An 18,787-nucleotide genomic window follows, 5' to 3' on the forward strand; every position below is an offset into this window, starting at 1 on the left:
TTACAACGCCGGGCCACGCGCTAGTCGCTCGCCCGGCGTTTTTCGTTCATAAGGTCTGCCAAGATGTCCTCTTACTCCCCCGCCGAAATCGAAGCCCGCTGGCAAGCCGCCTGGGAAAAGAACGATGTGTTCCAAGCGGTACGCAATGCCGAAAAGCCCAAGTATTATGTGTTGGAAATGTTCCCCTATCCGTCGGGACGCATCCACATGGGGCACGTGCGCAACTATACGATGGGCGATGTCATTGCGCGCTATAAGATCGCGACGGGCCACAACGTATTGCACCCGATGGGCTGGGACGCCTTTGGGATGCCAGCTGAAAACGCGGCGATGGCGATCGGTGGCCACCCCAAAGACTGGACCTACGGCAACATCGCCGACATGCGCAGCCAGATGAAACCGCTGGGGCTGTCGATTGATTGGTCTCGCGAGTTTGCGACCTGCGACCCGGAATATTACGGCCAGCAACAAGCGCTGTTTCTCGATTTTCTGGCCGAGGGGCTGGTTTATCGCAAAAATGCTATCGTGAACTGGGACCCGATCGACATGACCGTGCTTGCCAACGAACAGGTCGAAGCAGGGCGCGGCTGGCGTTCCGGCGCGCTGGTTGAACGGCGCGAACTGACGCAGTGGTTCTTCAAGATCTCTGACCACTCCGAAGAACTGCTGGCGGCGCTAGACACACTTGATAATTGGCCCGCCAAGGTCAAACTGATGCAGGCCAACTGGATCGGCCAGTCGCGCGGGCTGCAGTTTGCGTTCTCTACCATCGATGCCCCCGAAGGCCACGACCGGATAGAGGTTTACACCACGCGCCCCGACACCCTGCTGGGGGCTAGCTTCGTCGGGATCTCGCCTGACCACCCGCTGGCCAAGCTGCTAGAAAAAGATTCGCCCGAGATCGCGGCCTTCTGCGCTGAATGCCGCAAAGGCGGCACAACGGAAGAAGCGATCGAGACCGCCGAAAAGCTCGGGATGGATACGGGCCTGCGCGTGCGGCATCCATTTGACACCGCGTGGGAACTGCCGGTTTATATCGCGAACTTCATCCTGATGGATTACGGCACGGGTGCTATCTTTGGCTGCCCTGCGCATGACGCGCGGGATTTCGAATTTGCCACCAAATACGGGCTGCCGATTACCTCGACCTTCCTGCCTGACGAAGATGCGGACCCTAAACTTTCCGCCCCCTTCGTGCCGGCAAAATCCGAAAAAGTTTATTACAACGGCGGATTCGCAGGCGAGAAATGGCAAACCGGCGAAGACGCCATTGTGGCAGCCATCGACGCCTGTGAAGCGCAAGGCGTAGGCCAGGGCGTGACCAAGTATCGCCTGCGTGATTGGGGCCTGTCACGGCAACGCTATTGGGGCTGCCCGATCCCTGTCGTCCATTGTGACGCCTGTGGTGTGGTGCCCGAGAAGAAAGAGAACCTGCCCATCGAACTGCCCTATGATGTCAGCTTTGACACGCCGGGCAACCCGCTGGATCGCCACCCGACATGGCGCAATTGCGCCTGCCCGTCCTGTGGCGCACCTGCAAAACGCGAGACCGATACGATGGATACGTTCGTCGATTCCTCGTGGTATTTCGCGCGGTTCACTGCGCCACACGCCGACACGCCAACCAATATGGCGGATGCGGAATACTGGATGAATGTCGACCAGTATATCGGCGGCATCGAACACGCGATTTTGCACCTTCTGTATTCGCGCTTCTTTGCCCGGGCGATGCAGATCACCGGCCACTTGCCCGAAAAAGCAATCGAGCCGTTTAATGCTCTGTTCACCCAAGGCATGGTAACCCACGAAATCTACCAGACCCCCGGTGACAACGGACGGCCTGTCTACCACCTGCCGGAGGATGTGACCGACGGCAAACTCGCCGACGGGACACCCGTTGAAATCATCCCCTCGGCCAAAATGTCGAAGTCGAAAAAGAACGTCGTCGACCCGCTGGGGATCATCGCGAACTACGGGGCCGATACAGCCCGCTGGTTCGTCCTGTCCGATTCGCCCCCCGAACGCGATGTCGAATGGACTGCATCGGGTGCCGAGGCCGCCTATAAGCACCTCAACCGGGTCTGGAATATCAGCACCCGCATCGCGGAAATGGACGAAAGTGCGGCCGGCACGGGCGACGATGACCTGCTGCGTGCGATGCATAAAACCGTTCACGACGTGACGATGGGTGTTGAATCCTTTGGCTTTAACGCCGCAATTGCCAAGCTTTACGCCTTTACTGCGACGTTGCAAAAATCAAAGGCGGGCAAAGCCACGCAGCGCGAGGCGATCATGACGCTGGCCCAGCTCATGGCCCCGATGACCCCCCACCTGGCCGAGGAAATCTGGGCCGCTCAAGGCGGTGCCGATCTCATCACCACCTCTGCTTGGCCTAACGCCGACGACGCAATGCTGGTTGATGATACCGTTACCCTGCCAATCCAGATCAACGGCAAGCGCCGCGCGGAAATTCAGGTCCCTGCGGATATGTCGAAGGAAGAGGTTGAAAAGATCGCGCTCAACCACGAAGCTGTCATTCGTACCCTGGATGGGGCCACGCCCAAAAAGGTCATTGTTGTACCGGGACGGATCGTCAATGTCGTTGCTTAACCGCCGTTTTCTTTTTGCTGTGCCACTGCTGGCGCTGGCGGCCTGCGGGTTCCAACCCGTTTATGGACCCGGCGGCAGCGGTACCGCGTTGCAAAATGCGGTGCAGGTCGACGCGCCGGATGACGCGTTCTCCTATACCCTGGTCCGCGAGATCGAGACACGGTTGGGCCGCGCCGCCAGCCCCCGCTATGCGCTGGCTCTAACGGTCGATACCTCGCAAGAGGGGTTGGCGATCGACAGCGAGGACAACACCACACGCTATAACTTGGTCGGCGATGTCGATTTCGCCTTGCGCAACATCTCCACCGGCCAAGTTGTCACGTCGGGAAATGTCGAAAACTTTACGGGCTATTCCGCGACCGGATCGACTGTTGCCACCCTCGCAGCAGAACGGGATGCGCAAAAGCGGTTGATGGTCATGTTGGCAGAGCAGCTGGTCACACGCCTTTACGCGGCTGATCTGACCCGATGAAGCTGCCCCCGCGCGACGCGAATGCCTATTTCGCCAAGCCCGATCCGAACAAGACCGGGCTTTTGATCTATGGCGGCGACGCGATGCGTGTCGCGTTGAAGCGGCAAAGCTTTCTGAAAAACCTATTGGGTCCCAACGCAGAAGAGGAAATGCGCCTGACCCGTATTCAGGCCGCCGATCTGCGCCGTGACGCGCCGATGCTTCTTGATGCGATAAAGGCCGTCGGCTTTTTCCCCGGTCCCCGCGCGGCCTTCGTTGAAGATGCCAATGACAATATCGCCAAAATCCTGTCTGATGCGCTGGCCGACTGGCAGCCGGGCGATGCGCAAATTGTGGTAACAGCCGGCGATCTCAAGAAAACCTCTAAGGTGCTCAAGGCGTTTGAAGCGCATAAAAATGCTTTTGCGACCCCGATTTACGACAATCCGCCTGACCGGGCAGAAATTGAACGTGTGCTCGCCGAGGCAAAATTAAGCCCAGAGCCCGACGCCATGGGGGTGCTGACCGAATTGGCGCGTGTGCTGGATCCGGGCGATTTTCGTCAAATGGTTGATAAGATTACACTCTACAAGATCAGCGACTCAGGCCCGCTTACCGCCGAGGATGTCGCCAATTGCGCGCCCACCTCTACCGAAGCAGAGGTCGACGACATTCTGCATGTCGTAGCCGAGGCCCGCGCAGGAGACATCGGGCCGGTGATGGCAAAGCTGCAGGCACAGGGTGTAAACGCCGTCACGTTAATCATCATGGCGACACGTCACTTTCGCACGCTTTACCGCATCGCGAGCAATCCGGGCGGGCAGATCTGGGGCGTGCGCGATCGAGACCGCGCTATGCGGCAAGCCAAAAGCTGGGGGGCAGCCAAGCTTGAAACGGCGCTGACCGTGTTGACGGATACCGACCTGACGCTCCGGTCGGCGGGGCAACATGCGCCCGCAATGGCGCTGGTCGAACGCGCTTTTATCCGCCTCGCGATGCTGGGCGCACAACGCTAGATTCTGGGTAATTTTTGGGAGGGAATGTCGATGTATAAGGTAATCGGAGCAACAAAATCGCGGGCGATGCGCGTCATGTGGATGCTCGAAGAACTTCGTCAGCCCTATGAACATGTGCCCTGCGGGCCGCGCTCGGACGAGGCGAAGCAATACAACCCGTCGGGCAAAATTCCGGCGCTGGTCGACGGCGATGAGGTTCTGACCGATTCGGTTGCGATCATGCAGTATCTTGCGGATAAACACGGCGCGCTAACGGCCCCTGCCGGGACCCCGGCGCGTGCGCGTCAGGATGCGCTTACCTTTTGGCTGATCGACGAGATGGACGCGATCCTTTGGGCGGCCGCCAAACACAGCTTTGTTTTCCCCGAAGAGCAGCGCGTCCCCGAAATCAAGGACAGCCTGAAAGCGGAGTTCGCACGATCCGCAGCGAATTTGTCCGACAGATTGGACGGTCCGTTTCTGATGGGCGAGCAGGTGACGATACCGGATTTGCTGGCGACCCACTGCATCAACTGGTCCATCGGCGCGGGCTTTGCCCGGGTGGATGACAAGCTCGGGAATTGGGCCAAATCCATGCGCGACCGCCCTGCGTTCAAGGCCGCGGCGATCCGCGAGGATTAATCCCGATGCGCCCAAGCGGCGGCATGTTGGCCCGCCCATCGGCCTGTCGCAAGGCAGGCCGAAATCAGATACCCGCCAGTAGGCGCTTCCCAATCCAGCATTTCGCCCGCAACGAACACACCGGGGCGTGCGCGCAGCATCAGCCCGTCGTCCACCGCATCGAATTTCACGCCACCAGCGGTGGAAATTGCTTCGTCCAGCGGCCGCAATCCCGCGTGTTTCACTGGCAACGCCTTTAGCAGTTTTGCCAGTTCCACAGCATCCCCTGGTAAGGGCCGCGCCATTTCTTGTAGCAGCGCAATCTTGGCCACATCCAGCTTGAGCGTTTTGCGCAAATAGTTCGCAAGACTCATCTTGCCTCGTGGCTTAGCGAGCTTTTCTGCCAGCGTCTCGCGGGTTTGATCGGGCAGCAGGTCCAGCATCAACGGGTGCCCCTCGCGCAGCCCGCGCGAAACCGTGTAGATCCCGCCCCCTTCCAATCCCCGAGCAGAGATCACCGCCTCCCCCCGGGACCGGTAAGTTCCTGATTTCAAACCAATGCCTTTCAGCGCCGCACCGAAGTGCGCCCCCATATGCGCTGACCATTTCATCGCGATACCGGCATTGGCAGGCGCGAAGGGGGCGATATCAACGCCCGCGTCACGCAAGGGTAAGGCCCATGAGCCAGTGGCACCCAGCCGTGACCAACTTGCCCCGCCCATGGCCAGCACAATCACGTCGGCCGGTAGATGGTGCATCCCGTCAGGTGTATCAAAAACCGGCGTGCCTTCGTCCCATCCGGTCCACCGCCAGCGTGTTTTCAGCTCTACACCATTGCCCGACAGACGTGCCAACCAAGCGCGCAGCAACGGCGACGCCTTCATCACTGTTGGGAAAACCCGCCCCGTCGTTCCGGTGAACAGGTTTTGCCCTAATTCTTCTGCCCAGCCTTGCACCGCAGGCGCATCGAAACTGTTCAGAATAGGTTCAAGCGGCCCTTTTGCCGTCGTAAACGCGTTTAAAAACTTGGTGTGTTCTTCGGCCTTGGTAATATTCAGCCCTGATTTTCCGGCCATCAGCAACTTGCGCGCGACCGACGATTTGTGATCGCAGACAGTGACAGAGAGCCCTGCGGCCGCCATCATTTCGGCCGCCATCAACCCAGCAGGCCCCGCGCCAATGACAACCCCGCGCCGGGCGGGAAAAATATTTGATGTCATGACATGCTCTTTCAATCGAATTAAGGATATAGCTGTTTGTTACAGCGACACCATTAACTTGACCTTAAACCAAATGCACGACGATCGTGTTTATTCCAACAAGAAGGCAGAATATGCGCATTATTTTAATCATCTCGGGTCTCACCCTACTTGCAGGCTGCGGCGTACCCTTTGTGCCGTTTATCTAGGCTCGACTGCTAGAAAATCTCGGCTGGGCTGCCTGACGCCGCGCACATTAATTTTATCCCGCTCGCGATATCAGGCGCAGCGGCAACGGTGTCGGACACGATAGAACGCGCGCTTTCCATCAACGCATCGTCGGCGACAATGCGATCCACCAAGCCGAAATTCAGCGCTTCGTCAGCGGTGATTTTCTGGCCGCCCATCAGAATGAGCTTGCTACGCGACGGGCCAATCAGCGCCGCCATCCGTGCAGGATCACTGGGTTGTGGCAAGAACCCCAGCTTCATCACCGGATAAAAGAACTTGGCACTCGGGACGCAGATCCGCAGATCGCAAGCCAGCGCCATCCCCATCGCGCCGCCGGCCAGCGTCCCGTTCATCGCGCAGATGCTCAGCCCCGGCAACGCGGCAATCGCACCGGACAGCCGCTCCCATATGTCGGAAACGGCCAGCCCTGCGCGGGCTTCGTCCAGATCGGCCCCTGCGCTGAACACCTTGCCATTACCGGTCAGGATCACGGCACGCGCGGCTTGGGCGTCCTCCATGAACTCGGCCAGCGCAACCAGCATATCATGGGTCAGGGAATTGGCTTTGTCCGGCCGGTTGATCGTCGCAACCCAGACGGGTCCTTCGCGGTCGAAATCAATCATACCAGACCAATCGTTTTGCGGATGCCTTCGTCGCGCAGCGAGATTTCCTCGCCGCAGTATGTGTCGGCGTCGGCACTGCACATCCACAGCAACGCTCGCGCGGGCCAATCGGCGGGGATGTGATCCTCCCATGCCAGCTCGCTTACGGGGTTCACGCCGCTTGCTTTGATCTCGCGTTGCATCTGGGTCGCCACGGTGCCCGGCGACAGGCCGATGGCGCGGATGCCGTTTGCGGCTTCTTCCAGATGGATCGACCGCCCCATCATATTCACTGCCGCTTTGGACGCGCAGTAATGGCTCCAGGCTTCGATGGCGTGATGCGCGGCACCCGAACTGATCGTCAGGATTGACCCACCGCCAGCGTTCTTCATCACCGGCAGCACAGCGCGCATCCCGTTATAGACGCCCTTGAGGTTGATATCGATGACCTGAGACCACTCGTCCGGGTCCGATGCGGCAAGATGCGAGATCGGCTCGATCACGCCGGCGTTGTTGATCAGCACATCAACGCTGCCAAAGGCCCCAAGCGCGGTTTCCACAGCCGAGGACATCTCGCCGAAACGGGCCACGTTGCAGGGGATCGCGATGGCCTGCTTGCCGATTTCCCCAGCCAGATCAGCAATCGCATCTTGCGACCGCGCCATCAGCACAACGTTCGCCCCGGCGGAGGCGAAAACCCGCGCAGCTTCGGCACCGATCCCGCGGCTTGCACCTGTAATCATCACGGTTTTGCCAGTCATATCCATCGTATAATTCCCTTTGTCCTCAATATGCCCCCGTCCGGAGGCCACCGCCTTCGGCGTTTGGTGACATCGTTAGCAACAACATCGACCAGCGCCAATCAAAAGCGCCCGCGCGGGCGGAAGATCGCAGATTGGCGCGGGCCGCATTGCCTTGTAAGCTGGCATCGGGCGATTACCTTTAGCGCAACCGCGCTATCACCGAATGGCCGCCCGCGATTTGCGATAAAGGAATTTTTCATGATCCGCCCCCTCTTTGGCAGTGCCGCCCTTTCAGTTCTTTTCACATCATCCAGCGCTTTGGCAGATGTCACCCCGCAGGATGTGTGGCGCGACTGGCAGGACCATATGCAAAGCATGGGCTACACCCTGACCGCGACCGAAAAGGCGACCGGTGACACGCTTGCGGTAAGCAATGTCCGCTTTGACCTATCAAGCGAACCTGATCTGGCCCAAATCTCGATGTCGCTTGAACAGTTGAGCCTGGTGCAGAACGACGATGGGACCGTGTCAGTCGTGATGCCCGAAGCGATGCCGCTGGTGCTTGAGATCACCCCAACCGACCCCGACGAAGACCGCGTCCGCGCCGCAGTGACCGTGAACCAGACAGGCCATGACATGCGCGTCAGCGGCACACCGACAGACCTGAGCAGCGCCTATGCCGCGGGTCTGCTGGGCCTGTCGCTTGATCAGATGACAGTGGGGGATGAAACCTTTGGCCCCGATAACGCGACGTTGAACGTGGTGCTCAATGACGTCGAATATCTGTCGAAATCGGTACTGACGGACATGCGCGCCTATGCGCAGGACGGCTCCGTCGCGTCGATGACCTTTGATATGCGGTTCAAAGACCCCGAAGAGCCCGCCATCGCGACGCTTAACGGCACGTCGGCCAATATGACCTTTGACGGCGACGGGCGGTTGCCGCTGGGTGTGGCACGGGCCAGCGATATGGCAGCGATGCTGCGGTCTGGCATGACCGGCGCAGGCACGCTCGCAAGCGGCAACAGCACGCTTACGGTGGACATCGAAGACCCCGAGAACGGCAATATGTCCGCCGCAGTCGCGTCTGAAGGCGGCCGCTTGACGGTTGAAACCAGCGCCGACGGGATGAGCTATGCCGGTTCGCGTCAGGGGATGGCACTGTCTGTGCAACCACAGCAGTTCCCGTTCCTGCTGTCCTTCGGCCTCGACAATGCGGCGTTCAATCTCAGCGCGCCGGTGCTCAAGACCGATGACGCGCAGGACGTGGCGCTTGGGTTGAACCTCGAAGGGTTCACCATGTCGGATATGGTCTGGGGCATGATTAACCCCCAAGGTACCCTGCCCCGTGATCCTGCGAACCTGTCGCTGGATGTCTCGGGCAAGGCACGCCTATTGATGGATTACTTTGACCCCGAGGCCGCGGCTAAGATGGCCGAAACCGGAAACGTTCCTGCCCAGTTGGATAGCGTGAACCTGAATGCATTGATCGTGGATGCATTGGGGGCCAAGTTGACGGGCAACGGTGCGGCAACCTTTGACCATGACGAAAACGACCCCACCGCGCTGAAGCCGTCGGGCGCAGTTGATCTTAAACTGGCGGGCGGGAACACCTTGATGGATACACTTGTATCTTCGGGGTTGCTGCCTGCGCAGATGGCGATGGGGGCCCGGATGATGATGGGCATGTTCGCCGTCCCTGCCGAGGGCGAAGATACATTGAAATCCAAGCTCGAATTCACCCGCGACGGGCAGATTCTCGCGAATGGCCAGCGGATCAAATAACGCCCTCTAGCCGCATCCCTTCACGGACGGGCGTCCCTTGCGCAGGTGCGACAGGGACGCTAGCAGTCTTTTCACCCACCCAAGGAGTATTCCCCCATGTCGCAATCCATTGAGGCGCTGACCAAGTCCTTGCTCCATGCCGCCAGCCGCGCAGGTGCAGATAGCGCCGATGCGATGGCCGTGCGCGGGACGTCGGTAAACGTCGATGTGCGCGGCGGGGTGCTGGAACAGGCTGAACGCGCCGAGGGCGTGGATATCGGGCTGCGCGTCTTTGTCGGGCAACGGTCAGCCAATGTGTCTGCGTCTGACACGTCGGACCGCACAATCGAGGAAATGGCGATCCGTGCGGTTGCAATGGCAAAAGAAGCGCCCGAAGACCCCTATGTCGGGCTTGCCGACCCCGACCAGCTGGCGACGGATTGGGATATCGAAGCGCTGGAGCTTTACGACCCCGCGCCCGAGCCCTCGCCCGAAGCGCTACAAGATGACGCCGCCCGCGCCGAAGCCGCAGGGTTGGCCGTCAAAGGCGTCAGCCAAGTCCAATCTGCCGGTGCGGGATATGGGGCGCAGCAGGTATTCATGGCCGCCAGCAACGGGTTCGAGGGCGGATATCGCCGCACCGATCGCGGGCTGTCTTGTGTTGCGATCGCCGGAACGGGCACGGGGATGGAGCGGGACTATGACGGCGACAGCCGCATTTTCCAGACCGATCTGCGCAGCCCCGAAGACATCGGCACCAAGGCAGGCGAACGCGTTCTGACACGCATGGGCGCACGCAAGCCGCCTACAGGGGCCTATCCGGTGTTGTTTGATGAACGCATTTCCTCTGCCCTGATCGGGCACCTGCTGTCGGCCATCAGCGGTAGCGCGATCGCGCGTGGCGCATCATGGCTGCGCGGCGCTATGGGCGAACAGGTTCTGCCCAAAGGCCTGTCCCTGATCGAAGACCCCTTTCGCCCCCGCGTCGCAGGCTCGCGCCCCTTTGACGGGGAAGGCCTCCCCACATCGTGCCGCACCATCGTTGAAGACGGGATGTTGCAGGGTTGGACCCTTGATCTGGCGACAGCTCGTAAGCTGGGGCTGACCCCCACTGGCAATGCGGCACGCGGCACCGGATCGAACCCCGGTCCGGCCACCTGGAACATCGCGCTTACCCAAGGCGACGCCACCCGCGCTGACCTGATCGGCGATATGGGCACCGGCTTGCTTGTGACCTCGATGATCGGCTCTACGATCAATCCAAATACCGGCGACTATTCTCGTGGGGCGTCTGGCCTGTGGATCGAGAATGGCGAGATCACCCATGCGATCAACGAATGCACCATTGCGGGCAACTTGCGTGACATGTTGCAATCCATCGTTCCGGCAAATGACGCACGCGCGCATCTCAGCCGCGTGGTGCCGTCTTTGCTTGTCTCGGGAATGACCCTTGCCGGCGCTTGATGACCTCTCCCTCCTGATAGAGGCCGCGCACCGATCCGGCGAGATTGCGACCTCTTTCACCGGCAAAACCGCGCAGCGTTGGGACAAGCCCGACGAGGCCGGCCCCGTGACCGAGGCGGACCTTGCAGTCAATGCGATGTTGCACCAGACGCTGACAACGGCCCGTCCGGATTATGGCTGGCTGTCCGAAGAAAGCGACGATGGCCCGCAGCGGCTGGGGCAGCGCGATCTCTTTATAATTGATCCCATTGATGGCACGCGCAGCTTTATCGAAGGGTCCGACACATGGTCCCATTCACTTGCCATCTCGCGGAACGGGAAGATCACGGCAGCGGTGGTGTTTTTGCCCATGCTGGACCGGCTCTATGCGGCGGCTGCGGGGCGTGGGGCGACGCTGAACGGCCAACCGATTGCCGTCTCCGACATCGCCACCTTGTCTGAGGCGACCGTGTTGGCAACCAAACCGGTGATGGAAATGCAGCATTGGGCCAAGGGCGACCCCGGCTTTAAACGCGCGCACCGTCCCTCGCTGGCCTATCGGCTGGGGCTGGTGGGACAGGGCCGGTTTGATGGCATGGTCACGCTGCGCAAAAGCTGGGAATGGGACATCGCCGCGGGCGCGCTGATTGTTACCGAAGCAGGCGGGCAATGCACTGACCGCACGGGGCAACCGTTGCGGTTCAACAACCCCGACCCGCGCCTGAACGGTGTTGTCGCGGGGGGCGGTGCCGTCCATGCGGCGCTGCTAAGCGGCCTTGCCCAGACCCAAGCCACCCCGTAGATTGGGCCCAAGGCCATCTGTTTGAAAACAAAGGATCGCGATATGACCCAACGCCTGCACCTCGTTTTCGGGGGTGAATTGATTTCGCCCACCGGCACCGCGTTCAAGAATGTCGATGACATCCACGTCGTTGGGATCTTCCCGAACTATGCCAGCGCCTATGACGCTTGGAAAAACGAAGCACAGCGCACGGTCGATAACGCGCATATGCGGTACTTTATCGCGCATCTGCACCGTCTGCGCGACGAAGAAGCTGCAGCGTCCTCTACCGAAGAGTTGGGGTAACCTCTTATGGCGCGGTCGCTTGGGCTGTCAGCCTATCGCGCCTTTACCGGTCGCGGGGGCGTGCCGCCATTCACCCCCGTGGCCAAGCGCCCCGCAGGCGAACTTGTCTGGTGCCACGCCCCCGAACCCGGCAGCTTGTTCGCGATACAAGACCTCGCCATACGGCTTTGCCGTAGCCGTCCGGGGCTGAGTGTTCTGATCACCGTCCCCCAAGCCTCAACGCCGGTGGACCTGCCGCCGTGTAGCGAGGCAGACGTGCTGATCGATACCCTGCCCGAAGACCACCCGACGCTCGCCAAGACCTTTATCGATTACTGGCAGCCCGATGCCTGTGTCTGGGCGTGGGGGCGACTGCACCCGAATATGATCGCAGAGATGACCACACATGCCTGTCCGATGTTCCTGATCGACGCCGACAGCGACGGCTTTGACGGGCGGCGCGACCGTTGGCTGCGCGATCTGACCCGCGATCTGCTGATGCATTTCTCGGCCATCATGACGCGATCGGACGCGGGGCTGCAGCGGCTGGTCCGGCTGGGACTGGCCCGCAAAGACATAGAGCGGACCCCCGCACTGCAAGCCGGCGGACGCGTTCTGCCCTGTATGGAATCTGATCTGGCGGATCTGTCGGCAGCCGCCGTAGGGCGCCCGATCTGGTTTGCCAATCAGGTGCTCGAGGGCGAGCTGAACACGGTGCTCACTGCGCACCGTCAGGGTCTGCGTCTGTCGCACCGTTTGCTGCTGATCCTCGCGCCCGCCGACCCTAAACAGGCCGATGCTTTCGCGCAGCGCATGGACGATCAGAACTTTCGCGTGCTGCGATGGGGTGATGCGGGCTATCCCGACGCCTCGACCCAAGTGATGATCGCCGATGATCCGGCAGAGATCGGGCTGTTCTACCGGCTGGCTCCAGTGTCCTTTCTGGGGAATTCCTTGATCAACGGCAGCGGCGGCTGTGATCCGTTCGAGGCCGCCGCCTTGGGCTCGGCTGTGCTTTATGGGCCCAAGGTCCGGCGCTATCTGCCGCTTTATACCCGTCTCGCTGCCGAGGGTGCCGCGCGTATCGTGAATGACGCGACGGCCCTTGGCACTGCCGTGACCCGTCTGATCGCGCCGGATCAGGCCGCTACGATGGCGCAGGCGGGGTGGGATGTCATCAGCCGTGGTGCCGCCGTTACCGACAGGGTGATCGACCTTGTGCAAGAAACGCTTGATCAGCGAGAGGCCAAGCCATGAAACGCGCCCCCGCCTTTTGGCACCGCCCGACACCCGATTGGCGCGCACGTCTGTTGCAACCCTTGGGCGCACTTTACGCCAAGGCCACAGCACGGCGGCTGACTGGGGGCACACCGTTGCGTCTGGATATTCCGGTGGTCTGCGTCGGCAATATCAACGCCGGCGGAACGGGCAAGACACCAACAGTCATGGCCGTCGTCGAACATCTGCGTGACCAGTATCACACGCCCCATGTGGTTTCGCGCGGCTATGGTGGCACGCTAAAAGGACCGGTGCAGGTCGACCCCTCGCGCCACAGTGCCGCGCTGGTGGGGGATGAACCGCTGTTGCTGGCCGCTTTTGCTGATGTCTGGGTCGCGCAGGATCGCGCCGCGGGCGCACAGGCTGCTGCGGATGCAGGTGCCTCGGTGATTGTGATGGACGACGGGTTTCAGAACCCCGCGCTGCATCAGGACCTGTCGATCGTTGTGGTGGATGCGGCCAAGGGATTTGGCAACGGTCTGTGCCTACCGGCGGGCCCTTTGCGTGAACCGGTCGCAACCGGTCTGGCGCGTGCGGATATCATACTGTCCATCGGCAGTGCGTTAGATCAGGCGCAATTCGATACCACCGCGCTGCCCCAAAAATTGCCGCATGTCCGTGCCGAACTCGCCCCGCTACAAACGGGGATGGATTGGTCCGGCACGCGGGCGCTGGCATTTGCAGGGATCGGCCACCCCGAGAAATTCTTTGCCACCCTGCGCGATCTCGGGGCCGAGATTGTCCACGCCGAAGCGCTGGAGGATCACCAGCCGCTGAACCCCGCCTTGATGGGACGGCTTGAGGCCGACGCTGCCTTGCGGGGGGCACAGCTGGTCACAACGGAAAAAGACGCGGTGCGTCTGCCCGCGTCTTTCAGAATGAAGGTAATCACCCTGCCCGTGCGTCTGAAATTCGACCCTGACAACGCGCTATTTGCGGCGTTGGACCAACTGCCGCCACCCAAATAGCACGCCGGACCCTGCAACGAGGCTCCGGCTGCGATTTGCGTGTGACCTAGTCGTCCTGACCAAGCTTTGGCGCTGCACGATGCAAAGCCAGCTCGGCTCCCGAGAATTTGAACGGCGACCGGATGCCCGGCACCCCGTCCAGTTCGACCTTCATGCCACGCGCGATGACTTGGGGGTCTTCGAACATATCGGCCATATCGTTGATCGGCCCTGCCGGCACGCCCTCTGCCTCGCAGGCGGCGAGCAGATCGTCACGGGTGCGCTGGCTGGTGGCCCCTGTCAAACGGCGGATCATCTCGGGGCGGTTGGCGACGCGGTCGGCATTCTTGGCATAGTCAGCCGAGGTTGCCATGTCATCCAGCCCCAACATCCGGCACAGCCGTTGGAACTGCCCGTCATTGCCCGTGGCAATGATCAGATGCCCGTCAGAGGACTCGAACACCTCGTAGGGGGTCAGGTTCGGGTGCGCATTGCCCATCCGCGTGGGCGCATTGCCCGTTGTCAGATAGTTCATTGCCTGATTGCCCGTGACCGCAACAGCACAATCCAGCAAGGCCATGTCGATATGCTGGCCCACACCGGTCTGGCCACGCTGGTGCACCGCTGCAAGAATGGCCGTGGTGGCATAGATACCGGTAAAGATATCCGTGATCGCCATCCCGTGTTTCTGGGGCTGGCGGTCGGGTTCACCGGTAATCGACATCAGGCCGGACATGCCTTGGATGATGAAATCATAGCCCGCGCGATGCGCATAGGGCCCGTCCTGACCGAAACCGGTAATCGAACAATAGATCAGCTTGGGGAACTGCTTGGACAGGCTGGCATAATCCATCCCGTATTTCGCCAGCCCACCGGTTTTGAAATTCTCGATCAGGATATCGGCATCGGCCAAAAGCTCTTTCATCTTGGCCTGACCTTCATCGGTGGTCAGATCGACCACAACCGACGCTTTGCCCCGATTGGCCGAATGGAAATACGAGGCAGATTTATCCTCGTCGCGTTCAATGAACGGGGGCCCCCACTGGCGGGTGTCGTCGCCCGCCGGGCTCTCTACTTTGATGACCTCGCAGCCCAGATCCGAAAGGGTCTGGCCGGCCCAGGGGCCTGCCAGAATACGAGCCAGCTCAATAACCTTGAGCCCTGCCAGCGGGGCCGCCATTATTCTTCCAATGCTGCGTCGATGATCTCTTTCATCTCGGCATAGGGCATGTTGGAATATTTCTTGCCGTTGATCATGAAGCTAGGCGTGCTGGTGATGTCGTCCGCCTTTTGGTTTTCTTCCCACCATGCGACCAGCGACTGTGCTTTTTCACCGTCCTGAAGGCAGGCATCCAGTTCTTCGTTGTCCAAGCCGGCAAGGCGGCCGATCTTGCGCAGCTCTTCGACGATAGCTGTGGGCTCTCCGGCGCGGACCCATTCGGACTGGCCGGCATAGATCATGTCGGTGATGCCAAAGAACTTGTCCTCGCCCCCGCAGCGCGACACCATCGAGGCCCAAAGACCGTAGCGGTCAAAATAAACCTCGCGATAGGTAAAGCCGATTTTGTCGTTGTCGATGTAATCCGCCTTGAGCTGCTGGAACGGGCCTTGGTCAAAGGCGGCGCAGTGCGGGCAGGTGTAGGAGGCGTATTCGATGATCTGAACAGCTGAATCGAGTTTACCCAGTGTCATGTCCTCAATAGCAGCGGTTTCGGCAGTCGTTTCGGATGAAGCGGTGTCTGCTTTGTCCGCGCTAGCTGTTTGTGCGTTGGCTGCGCTGACCAGAGGGGTGATCTGCGTGCTATCCACGGCATTCGTACCGCTGAAAGCGTACCAGCCACCTGCGGCGGCCACGGCAACAGCGGCAAGGATGGGGAATGTCGGTTTCATGTGATTTCCTTTTTCAGCGTTTGGTCTTGTTCAATATGTTCTCGCCCAGACGTGCAAGTGCATCGCGCAGGGCGTCGTTCGCGACAGGGCCGACGGTTTCGACAGCGCGCTGATGCAAGACGGGATCGTTCGGCGGTTCGGGATGGGTCTTGGGTTGCGGTGCAAAGGCGACCTGCCCTTCGGCAAAGCCCGTCGCGGCGGTCTGTGTCACCCGCACACGCGCTATCGCGTTAAAGCCGTAGATGGCGTTTACCTTGGCGCGCAGTTGTTCTTTTTGCATTTCCAGCATCGGCGCATTCGCCCCTGTCGTCAGCAAGGTCAACGTCGCCCCCATGCCGCCCCGGCCATAGCTTACCTCAACGGGGCGCGAAATGGCCGCGGTGTCTTGGCCCACGATCTCGGCCCATTGGGTCAACAAGCGGGACTGGGCAAAACCACGGGTTTCGCTCGCCTGACGGATTTTGGCCGAAAGCAAGCTATCGGTCCTTTTGAACCCTTTTGTACTGGTACGCCGTGGCGGCATGACTATCTTTCCCGAATGACTAGCCACAACATAGCGATCCCGCCTCGTATCACCAGCCATACCCAACCGAAAAGGTTATAAACATTGCGTGACACCGACCCATCCGGCGACCTGCCGCTGATCCTTCTGGAGTGGTACGATGTACATGCCCGTGCGATGCCGTGGCGGACACCTCCGGCGGACCGTGCGGCCGGCGTGCGCCCCGATCCCTATCGTATCTGGCTGAGCGAGGTGATGTTGCAGCAAACCACGGTTGCGACGGTGCGCGACTATTTCCAACGGTTCACCGCACGCTGGCCTACTGTGGTTGATCTGGCGGCGGCGGCGGATGCCGATGTGATGGGGGAATGGGCTGGCTTGGGATATTACGCCCGCGCCCGCAACCTGCTGAAATGCGCCCGCGCCGTGGTGGCCGAGCATGACGGCCAGTTCCCCGCCGATCACGCCGCCCTGCTACAGCTACCAGGGATCGGGCCCTACACCGCTGCGGCCGTATCCTCTATCGCGTTTGATCTGCCGTTCACGGTGCTGGACGGCAATGTCGAACGGGTGATGGCCCGGCTTTATGACATTCACATGCCACTGCCCGCCGCCAAGCCAGATCTAATGGCACGTGCAGAGGTGCTGACCCCACCCATCCGCCCCGGAGATTACGCCCAAGCGGTGATGGATCTGGGGGCCACAATCTGCACGCCGAAATCCCCCGCCTGCGGCATTTGCCCGTGGCGCGATCCCTGCCTTGCCCGCCGCAACGGCACCGCAGCCGAGCTGCCAAAGAAGACCCCGAAAAAGCCGAAACCGATCCGGCATGGTACCGTTTATCTGGGGCAGCGGGCGGACGGGGCATGGCTGCTTGAGACGCGCCCCGACAAAGGATTGCTGGGCGGTATGCTCGGCTGGCCCGGCACCGACTGGATCAACACCGACACCGCGCGCCCGTCCGGTACGCCGCCTGCTTCCGCCGACTGGCAGCCGCTCGCGGGCGAGGTGCGCCATACCTTTACTCATTTCCACCTGATGCTGACCGTCATGCACGCGCCCCTACCGGCCGAGGCGGATCCGGAGCGCGGGCATTTTGTTGCGCGGGACGACTTTCGCCCCTCGGATCTGCCCACGGTGATGCGCAAAGCCTACGACTTGCTACGGTAGCGGCTGCACGTCATAGTTTATCGCAGCCAAACCTGTGCCCGTCCATCGGGGCCAAACACCCTCAAAAGGCCGTGCAGCATGACCTTGCCCACAACAAACGTAAGCACCCATCAACTGTCGCAGTTCCGCCGTGCATTGCCCTTTGCTCTGTCATTTGGGTTGATCCCGCTGGTCTGGATATCGGCCTATGTTGGTGGGTGGACTGTGATCGTGATGCCGGTGGTCACATGGTACCTGTTTTCGATCATCGACGCGATCGCGGGGCTGAACCTTGATAACGCCGATCCGGACGCGTCCGATGACGATCTGTTCTGGTACCGCATGATTACGACCGCGTGGATGCCTGTGCAGTTCCTCACGTTGTTTGGGCTGCTGTGGTACGTGCCGCAGGCCGCGCATCTGTCCGGCTGGGAGAAGGCCGCGGTTTTCTTCGGGGTGGGCGTCATGACCGGCACCATCGGGATCAACTATGCCCACGAGCTGATGCACCAACGCAACAAGCGCGAACGGTTCTGGGCCGATGCCCTGCTGGCGATGGTGCTTTATTCGCACTTCCGGTCCGAACATTTGCTGGTGCACCACCGCTATGTCGCCACCCCGCGCGATCCGGTAACGGCGCGCTACAATGAAGGGTTCCACCGCTTTTATCCGCGCGTGCTGCGGCAATCGCTTGTGTCCAGCTTTCAGGCTGAAAAAGCGATGCTGGCACGCAAGAGCAAACCTTGGACCGACCTTGGCAACCCGTTCTTCAAATATTGGGCGCTGCAAGCGGGCTGCCTGATCCTGGCTGTGGTACTTGGAGGCTGGGTCGGACTGGCCCTGTTTCTGCTGCAAGCCGGCGTGGCGATCTGGCAGCTCGAACTGGTGAACTATATCGAACACTACGGGCTGACGCGTAAACATCTGGGCGAGGGTAAATACGAACATGTCCAGCCGCGCCATTCATGGAATGCCGCGCATATGGCGTCGAACTGGCTGCTGATCAATCTACAACGCCATTCGGACCACCACTACAAACCGGACCGTCGGTTTCCCGTACTACAAACCTATGGCGACGCGCAGGCACCGCAGCTGCCCTATGGCTACCCTATTATGACCATGGCCGCGATGATGCCCTGGGTCTGGCGGCGCGTGATGAACCCGCGGGTGCGTGCATGGCGTCGGACCTACTACCCCGAGATTACGGAATGGGCCGACTATAATGCGGGCAAGACCCCCTATCCGCGCTAACGCCCCTCGGTTTGAAACGAAAAAGACCCCGCCAATGAAAGGCGG

Annotated in this window: 18 protein-coding genes; 12 read left to right on the top strand and 6 right to left on the bottom strand. The window is 60.7% G+C overall.

The genetic code is table 11. The features are described from left to right. Positions 1-63 precede the first annotated feature (63 nt). Genes leuS through ACVBAU_RS00800 form a run of 4 tightly spaced genes read left to right on the top strand, consistent with a single transcriptional unit; the run spans position 64 to position 4,698 of the window. Positions 64-2,610: a leucine--tRNA ligase gene (gene leuS, locus ACVBAU_RS00785; protein WP_448327332.1), complete on the top strand. Its 2,547-nt coding sequence runs from the start codon at positions 64-66 to the stop codon at positions 2,608-2,610. Next, positions 2,597-3,082, top strand: coding sequence for an LPS assembly lipoprotein LptE (lptE, locus tag ACVBAU_RS00790; protein ID WP_138924831.1), 486 nt, complete (start codon positions 2,597-2,599; stop codon positions 3,080-3,082). The genes leuS and lptE overlap by 14 nt, the downstream gene beginning before the upstream one ends. Then, a complete protein-coding gene (gene holA, locus ACVBAU_RS00795) occupies positions 3,079-4,077 on the top strand; it encodes a DNA polymerase III subunit delta (RefSeq protein ID WP_138924830.1) in 999 nt (332 codons plus the stop codon). Before lptE ends, holA begins: the two co-directional genes overlap by 4 nt. 30 nt (positions 4,078-4,107) lie before the next feature. Continuing rightward, complete coding sequence (locus tag ACVBAU_RS00800) at positions 4,108-4,698, top strand: glutathione S-transferase family protein (protein WP_448327334.1); 591 nt, start codon at positions 4,108-4,110, stop codon at positions 4,696-4,698. Here ACVBAU_RS00800 and ACVBAU_RS00805 read toward each other — a convergent pair. The 3 genes from ACVBAU_RS00805 to ACVBAU_RS00815 form a co-directional block, all read right to left on the bottom strand. Beyond that, complete coding sequence (locus tag ACVBAU_RS00805; protein ID WP_448327336.1) at positions 4,695-5,897, bottom strand: TIGR03862 family flavoprotein; 1,203 nt, start codon at positions 5,895-5,897, stop codon at positions 4,695-4,697. The genes ACVBAU_RS00800 and ACVBAU_RS00805 overlap by 4 nt on opposite strands. A gap of 197 nt (positions 5,898-6,094) precedes the next feature. After that, positions 6,095-6,730: an enoyl-CoA hydratase/isomerase family protein gene (locus tag ACVBAU_RS00810; RefSeq protein ID WP_448327338.1), complete on the bottom strand. Its 636-nt coding sequence runs from the start codon at positions 6,728-6,730 to the stop codon at positions 6,095-6,097. After that, positions 6,727-7,476: an SDR family oxidoreductase gene (locus tag ACVBAU_RS00815; protein WP_093731998.1), complete on the bottom strand. Its 750-nt coding sequence runs from the start codon at positions 7,474-7,476 to the stop codon at positions 6,727-6,729. Before ACVBAU_RS00815 ends, ACVBAU_RS00810 begins: the two co-directional genes overlap by 4 nt. Positions 7,477-7,710: 234 nt before the next feature. Between ACVBAU_RS00815 and ACVBAU_RS00820 the strand changes: the two genes are divergently transcribed. The 6 genes from ACVBAU_RS00820 (at position 7,711) to lpxK (ending at position 13,971) form a co-directional block, all read left to right on the top strand. After that, on the top strand, positions 7,711-9,237 hold the full coding sequence (locus ACVBAU_RS00820) for a DUF2125 domain-containing protein (RefSeq protein WP_138924826.1): 1,527 nt from the start codon (positions 7,711-7,713) through the stop codon (positions 9,235-9,237). A 96-nt stretch (positions 9,238-9,333) separates the two neighbouring features. Next, positions 9,334-10,680, top strand: a complete 1,347-nt coding sequence (locus ACVBAU_RS00825; RefSeq protein WP_448327339.1) for a TldD/PmbA family protein — start codon at positions 9,334-9,336, stop codon at positions 10,678-10,680. Further along, positions 10,667-11,461 (top strand): inositol monophosphatase family protein, encoded by a 795-nt coding sequence (locus tag ACVBAU_RS00830; protein WP_138924824.1) that lies wholly within the window; start codon positions 10,667-10,669, stop codon positions 11,459-11,461. The genes ACVBAU_RS00825 and ACVBAU_RS00830 overlap by 14 nt, the downstream gene beginning before the upstream one ends. Positions 11,462-11,503: 42 nt before the next feature. After that, the gene (locus tag ACVBAU_RS00835; protein ID WP_005850395.1) at positions 11,504-11,746 is read left to right on the top strand and encodes a DUF4170 domain-containing protein; all 243 of its coding nucleotides are present in this window, start codon (positions 11,504-11,506) and stop codon (positions 11,744-11,746) included. A gap of 6 nt (positions 11,747-11,752) precedes the next feature. After that, on the top strand, positions 11,753-12,982 hold the full coding sequence (locus tag ACVBAU_RS00840) for a 3-deoxy-D-manno-octulosonic acid transferase (RefSeq protein ID WP_138924823.1): 1,230 nt from the start codon (positions 11,753-11,755) through the stop codon (positions 12,980-12,982). Then, positions 12,979-13,971, top strand: coding sequence for a tetraacyldisaccharide 4'-kinase (lpxK, locus tag ACVBAU_RS00845; RefSeq protein ID WP_335744608.1), 993 nt, complete (start codon positions 12,979-12,981; stop codon positions 13,969-13,971). The genes ACVBAU_RS00840 and lpxK overlap by 4 nt, the downstream gene beginning before the upstream one ends. A gap of 46 nt (positions 13,972-14,017) precedes the next feature. On the opposite strand, the gene ACVBAU_RS00850 is transcribed toward lpxK, so the two are convergent. The 3 genes from ACVBAU_RS00850 to ACVBAU_RS00860 are packed head-to-tail and all read right to left on the bottom strand — an operon-like array spanning position 14,018 to position 16,363. Beyond that, the gene (locus ACVBAU_RS00850) at positions 14,018-15,130 is read right to left on the bottom strand and encodes a CaiB/BaiF CoA transferase family protein (RefSeq protein ID WP_323803863.1); all 1,113 of its coding nucleotides are present in this window, start codon (positions 15,128-15,130) and stop codon (positions 14,018-14,020) included. Continuing rightward, complete coding sequence (locus ACVBAU_RS00855) at positions 15,130-15,840, bottom strand: DsbA family protein (protein WP_448327342.1); 711 nt, start codon at positions 15,838-15,840, stop codon at positions 15,130-15,132. Before ACVBAU_RS00855 ends, ACVBAU_RS00850 begins: the two co-directional genes overlap by 1 nt. Positions 15,841-15,853: 13 nt before the next feature. Next, positions 15,854-16,363, bottom strand: a complete 510-nt coding sequence (locus ACVBAU_RS00860; protein WP_138924819.1) for a DUF721 domain-containing protein — start codon at positions 16,361-16,363, stop codon at positions 15,854-15,856. 84 nt (positions 16,364-16,447) lie between these two features. Between ACVBAU_RS00860 and ACVBAU_RS00865 the strand changes: the two genes are divergently transcribed. Both ACVBAU_RS00865 and ACVBAU_RS00870 read left to right on the top strand, forming a co-directional pair. Next, positions 16,448-17,512, top strand: coding sequence for an A/G-specific adenine glycosylase (locus ACVBAU_RS00865; RefSeq protein WP_448327345.1), 1,065 nt, complete (start codon positions 16,448-16,450; stop codon positions 17,510-17,512). A 78-nt stretch (positions 17,513-17,590) separates the two neighbouring features. Continuing rightward, positions 17,591-18,742, top strand: coding sequence for an alkane 1-monooxygenase (locus ACVBAU_RS00870; RefSeq protein ID WP_448327347.1), 1,152 nt, complete (start codon positions 17,591-17,593; stop codon positions 18,740-18,742). The last annotated feature ends 45 nt before the right edge of the window (positions 18,743-18,787 follow it).

The organism is Sulfitobacter sp. M13 (assembly GCF_053474885.1).

Coding starts and splice junctions, on each gene's coding strand:
- leuS (WP_448327332.1), top strand. CDS start 64: ATGTCCTCTTACTCCCCCGCCGAAATCGAAGCCCGCTGGCAAGCCGCC.
- lptE (WP_138924831.1), top strand. CDS start 2,597: ATGTCGTTGCTTAACCGCCGTTTTCTTTTTGCTGTGCCACTGCTGGCG.
- holA (WP_138924830.1), top strand. CDS start 3,079: ATGAAGCTGCCCCCGCGCGACGCGAATGCCTATTTCGCCAAGCCCGAT.
- ACVBAU_RS00800 (WP_448327334.1), top strand. CDS start 4,108: ATGTATAAGGTAATCGGAGCAACAAAATCGCGGGCGATGCGCGTCATG.
- ACVBAU_RS00805 (WP_448327336.1), bottom strand. CDS start 5,897: ATGACATCAAATATTTTTCCCGCCCGGCGCGGGGTTGTCATTGGCGCG.
- ACVBAU_RS00810 (WP_448327338.1), bottom strand. CDS start 6,730: ATGATTGATTTCGACCGCGAAGGACCCGTCTGGGTTGCGACGATCAAC.
- ACVBAU_RS00815 (WP_093731998.1), bottom strand. CDS start 7,476: ATGGATATGACTGGCAAAACCGTGATGATTACAGGTGCAAGCCGCGGG.
- ACVBAU_RS00820 (WP_138924826.1), top strand. CDS start 7,711: ATGATCCGCCCCCTCTTTGGCAGTGCCGCCCTTTCAGTTCTTTTCACA.
- ACVBAU_RS00825 (WP_448327339.1), top strand. CDS start 9,334: ATGTCGCAATCCATTGAGGCGCTGACCAAGTCCTTGCTCCATGCCGCC.
- ACVBAU_RS00835 (WP_005850395.1), top strand. CDS start 11,504: ATGACCCAACGCCTGCACCTCGTTTTCGGGGGTGAATTGATTTCGCCC.
- ACVBAU_RS00840 (WP_138924823.1), top strand. CDS start 11,753: ATGGCGCGGTCGCTTGGGCTGTCAGCCTATCGCGCCTTTACCGGTCGC.
- lpxK (WP_335744608.1), top strand. CDS start 12,979: ATGAAACGCGCCCCCGCCTTTTGGCACCGCCCGACACCCGATTGGCGC.
- ACVBAU_RS00850 (WP_323803863.1), bottom strand. CDS start 15,130: ATGGCGGCCCCGCTGGCAGGGCTCAAGGTTATTGAGCTGGCTCGTATT.
- ACVBAU_RS00855 (WP_448327342.1), bottom strand. CDS start 15,840: ATGAAACCGACATTCCCCATCCTTGCCGCTGTTGCCGTGGCCGCCGCA.
- ACVBAU_RS00860 (WP_138924819.1), bottom strand. CDS start 16,363: ATGCCGCCACGGCGTACCAGTACAAAAGGGTTCAAAAGGACCGATAGC.
- ACVBAU_RS00870 (WP_448327347.1), top strand. CDS start 17,591: ATGACCTTGCCCACAACAAACGTAAGCACCCATCAACTGTCGCAGTTC.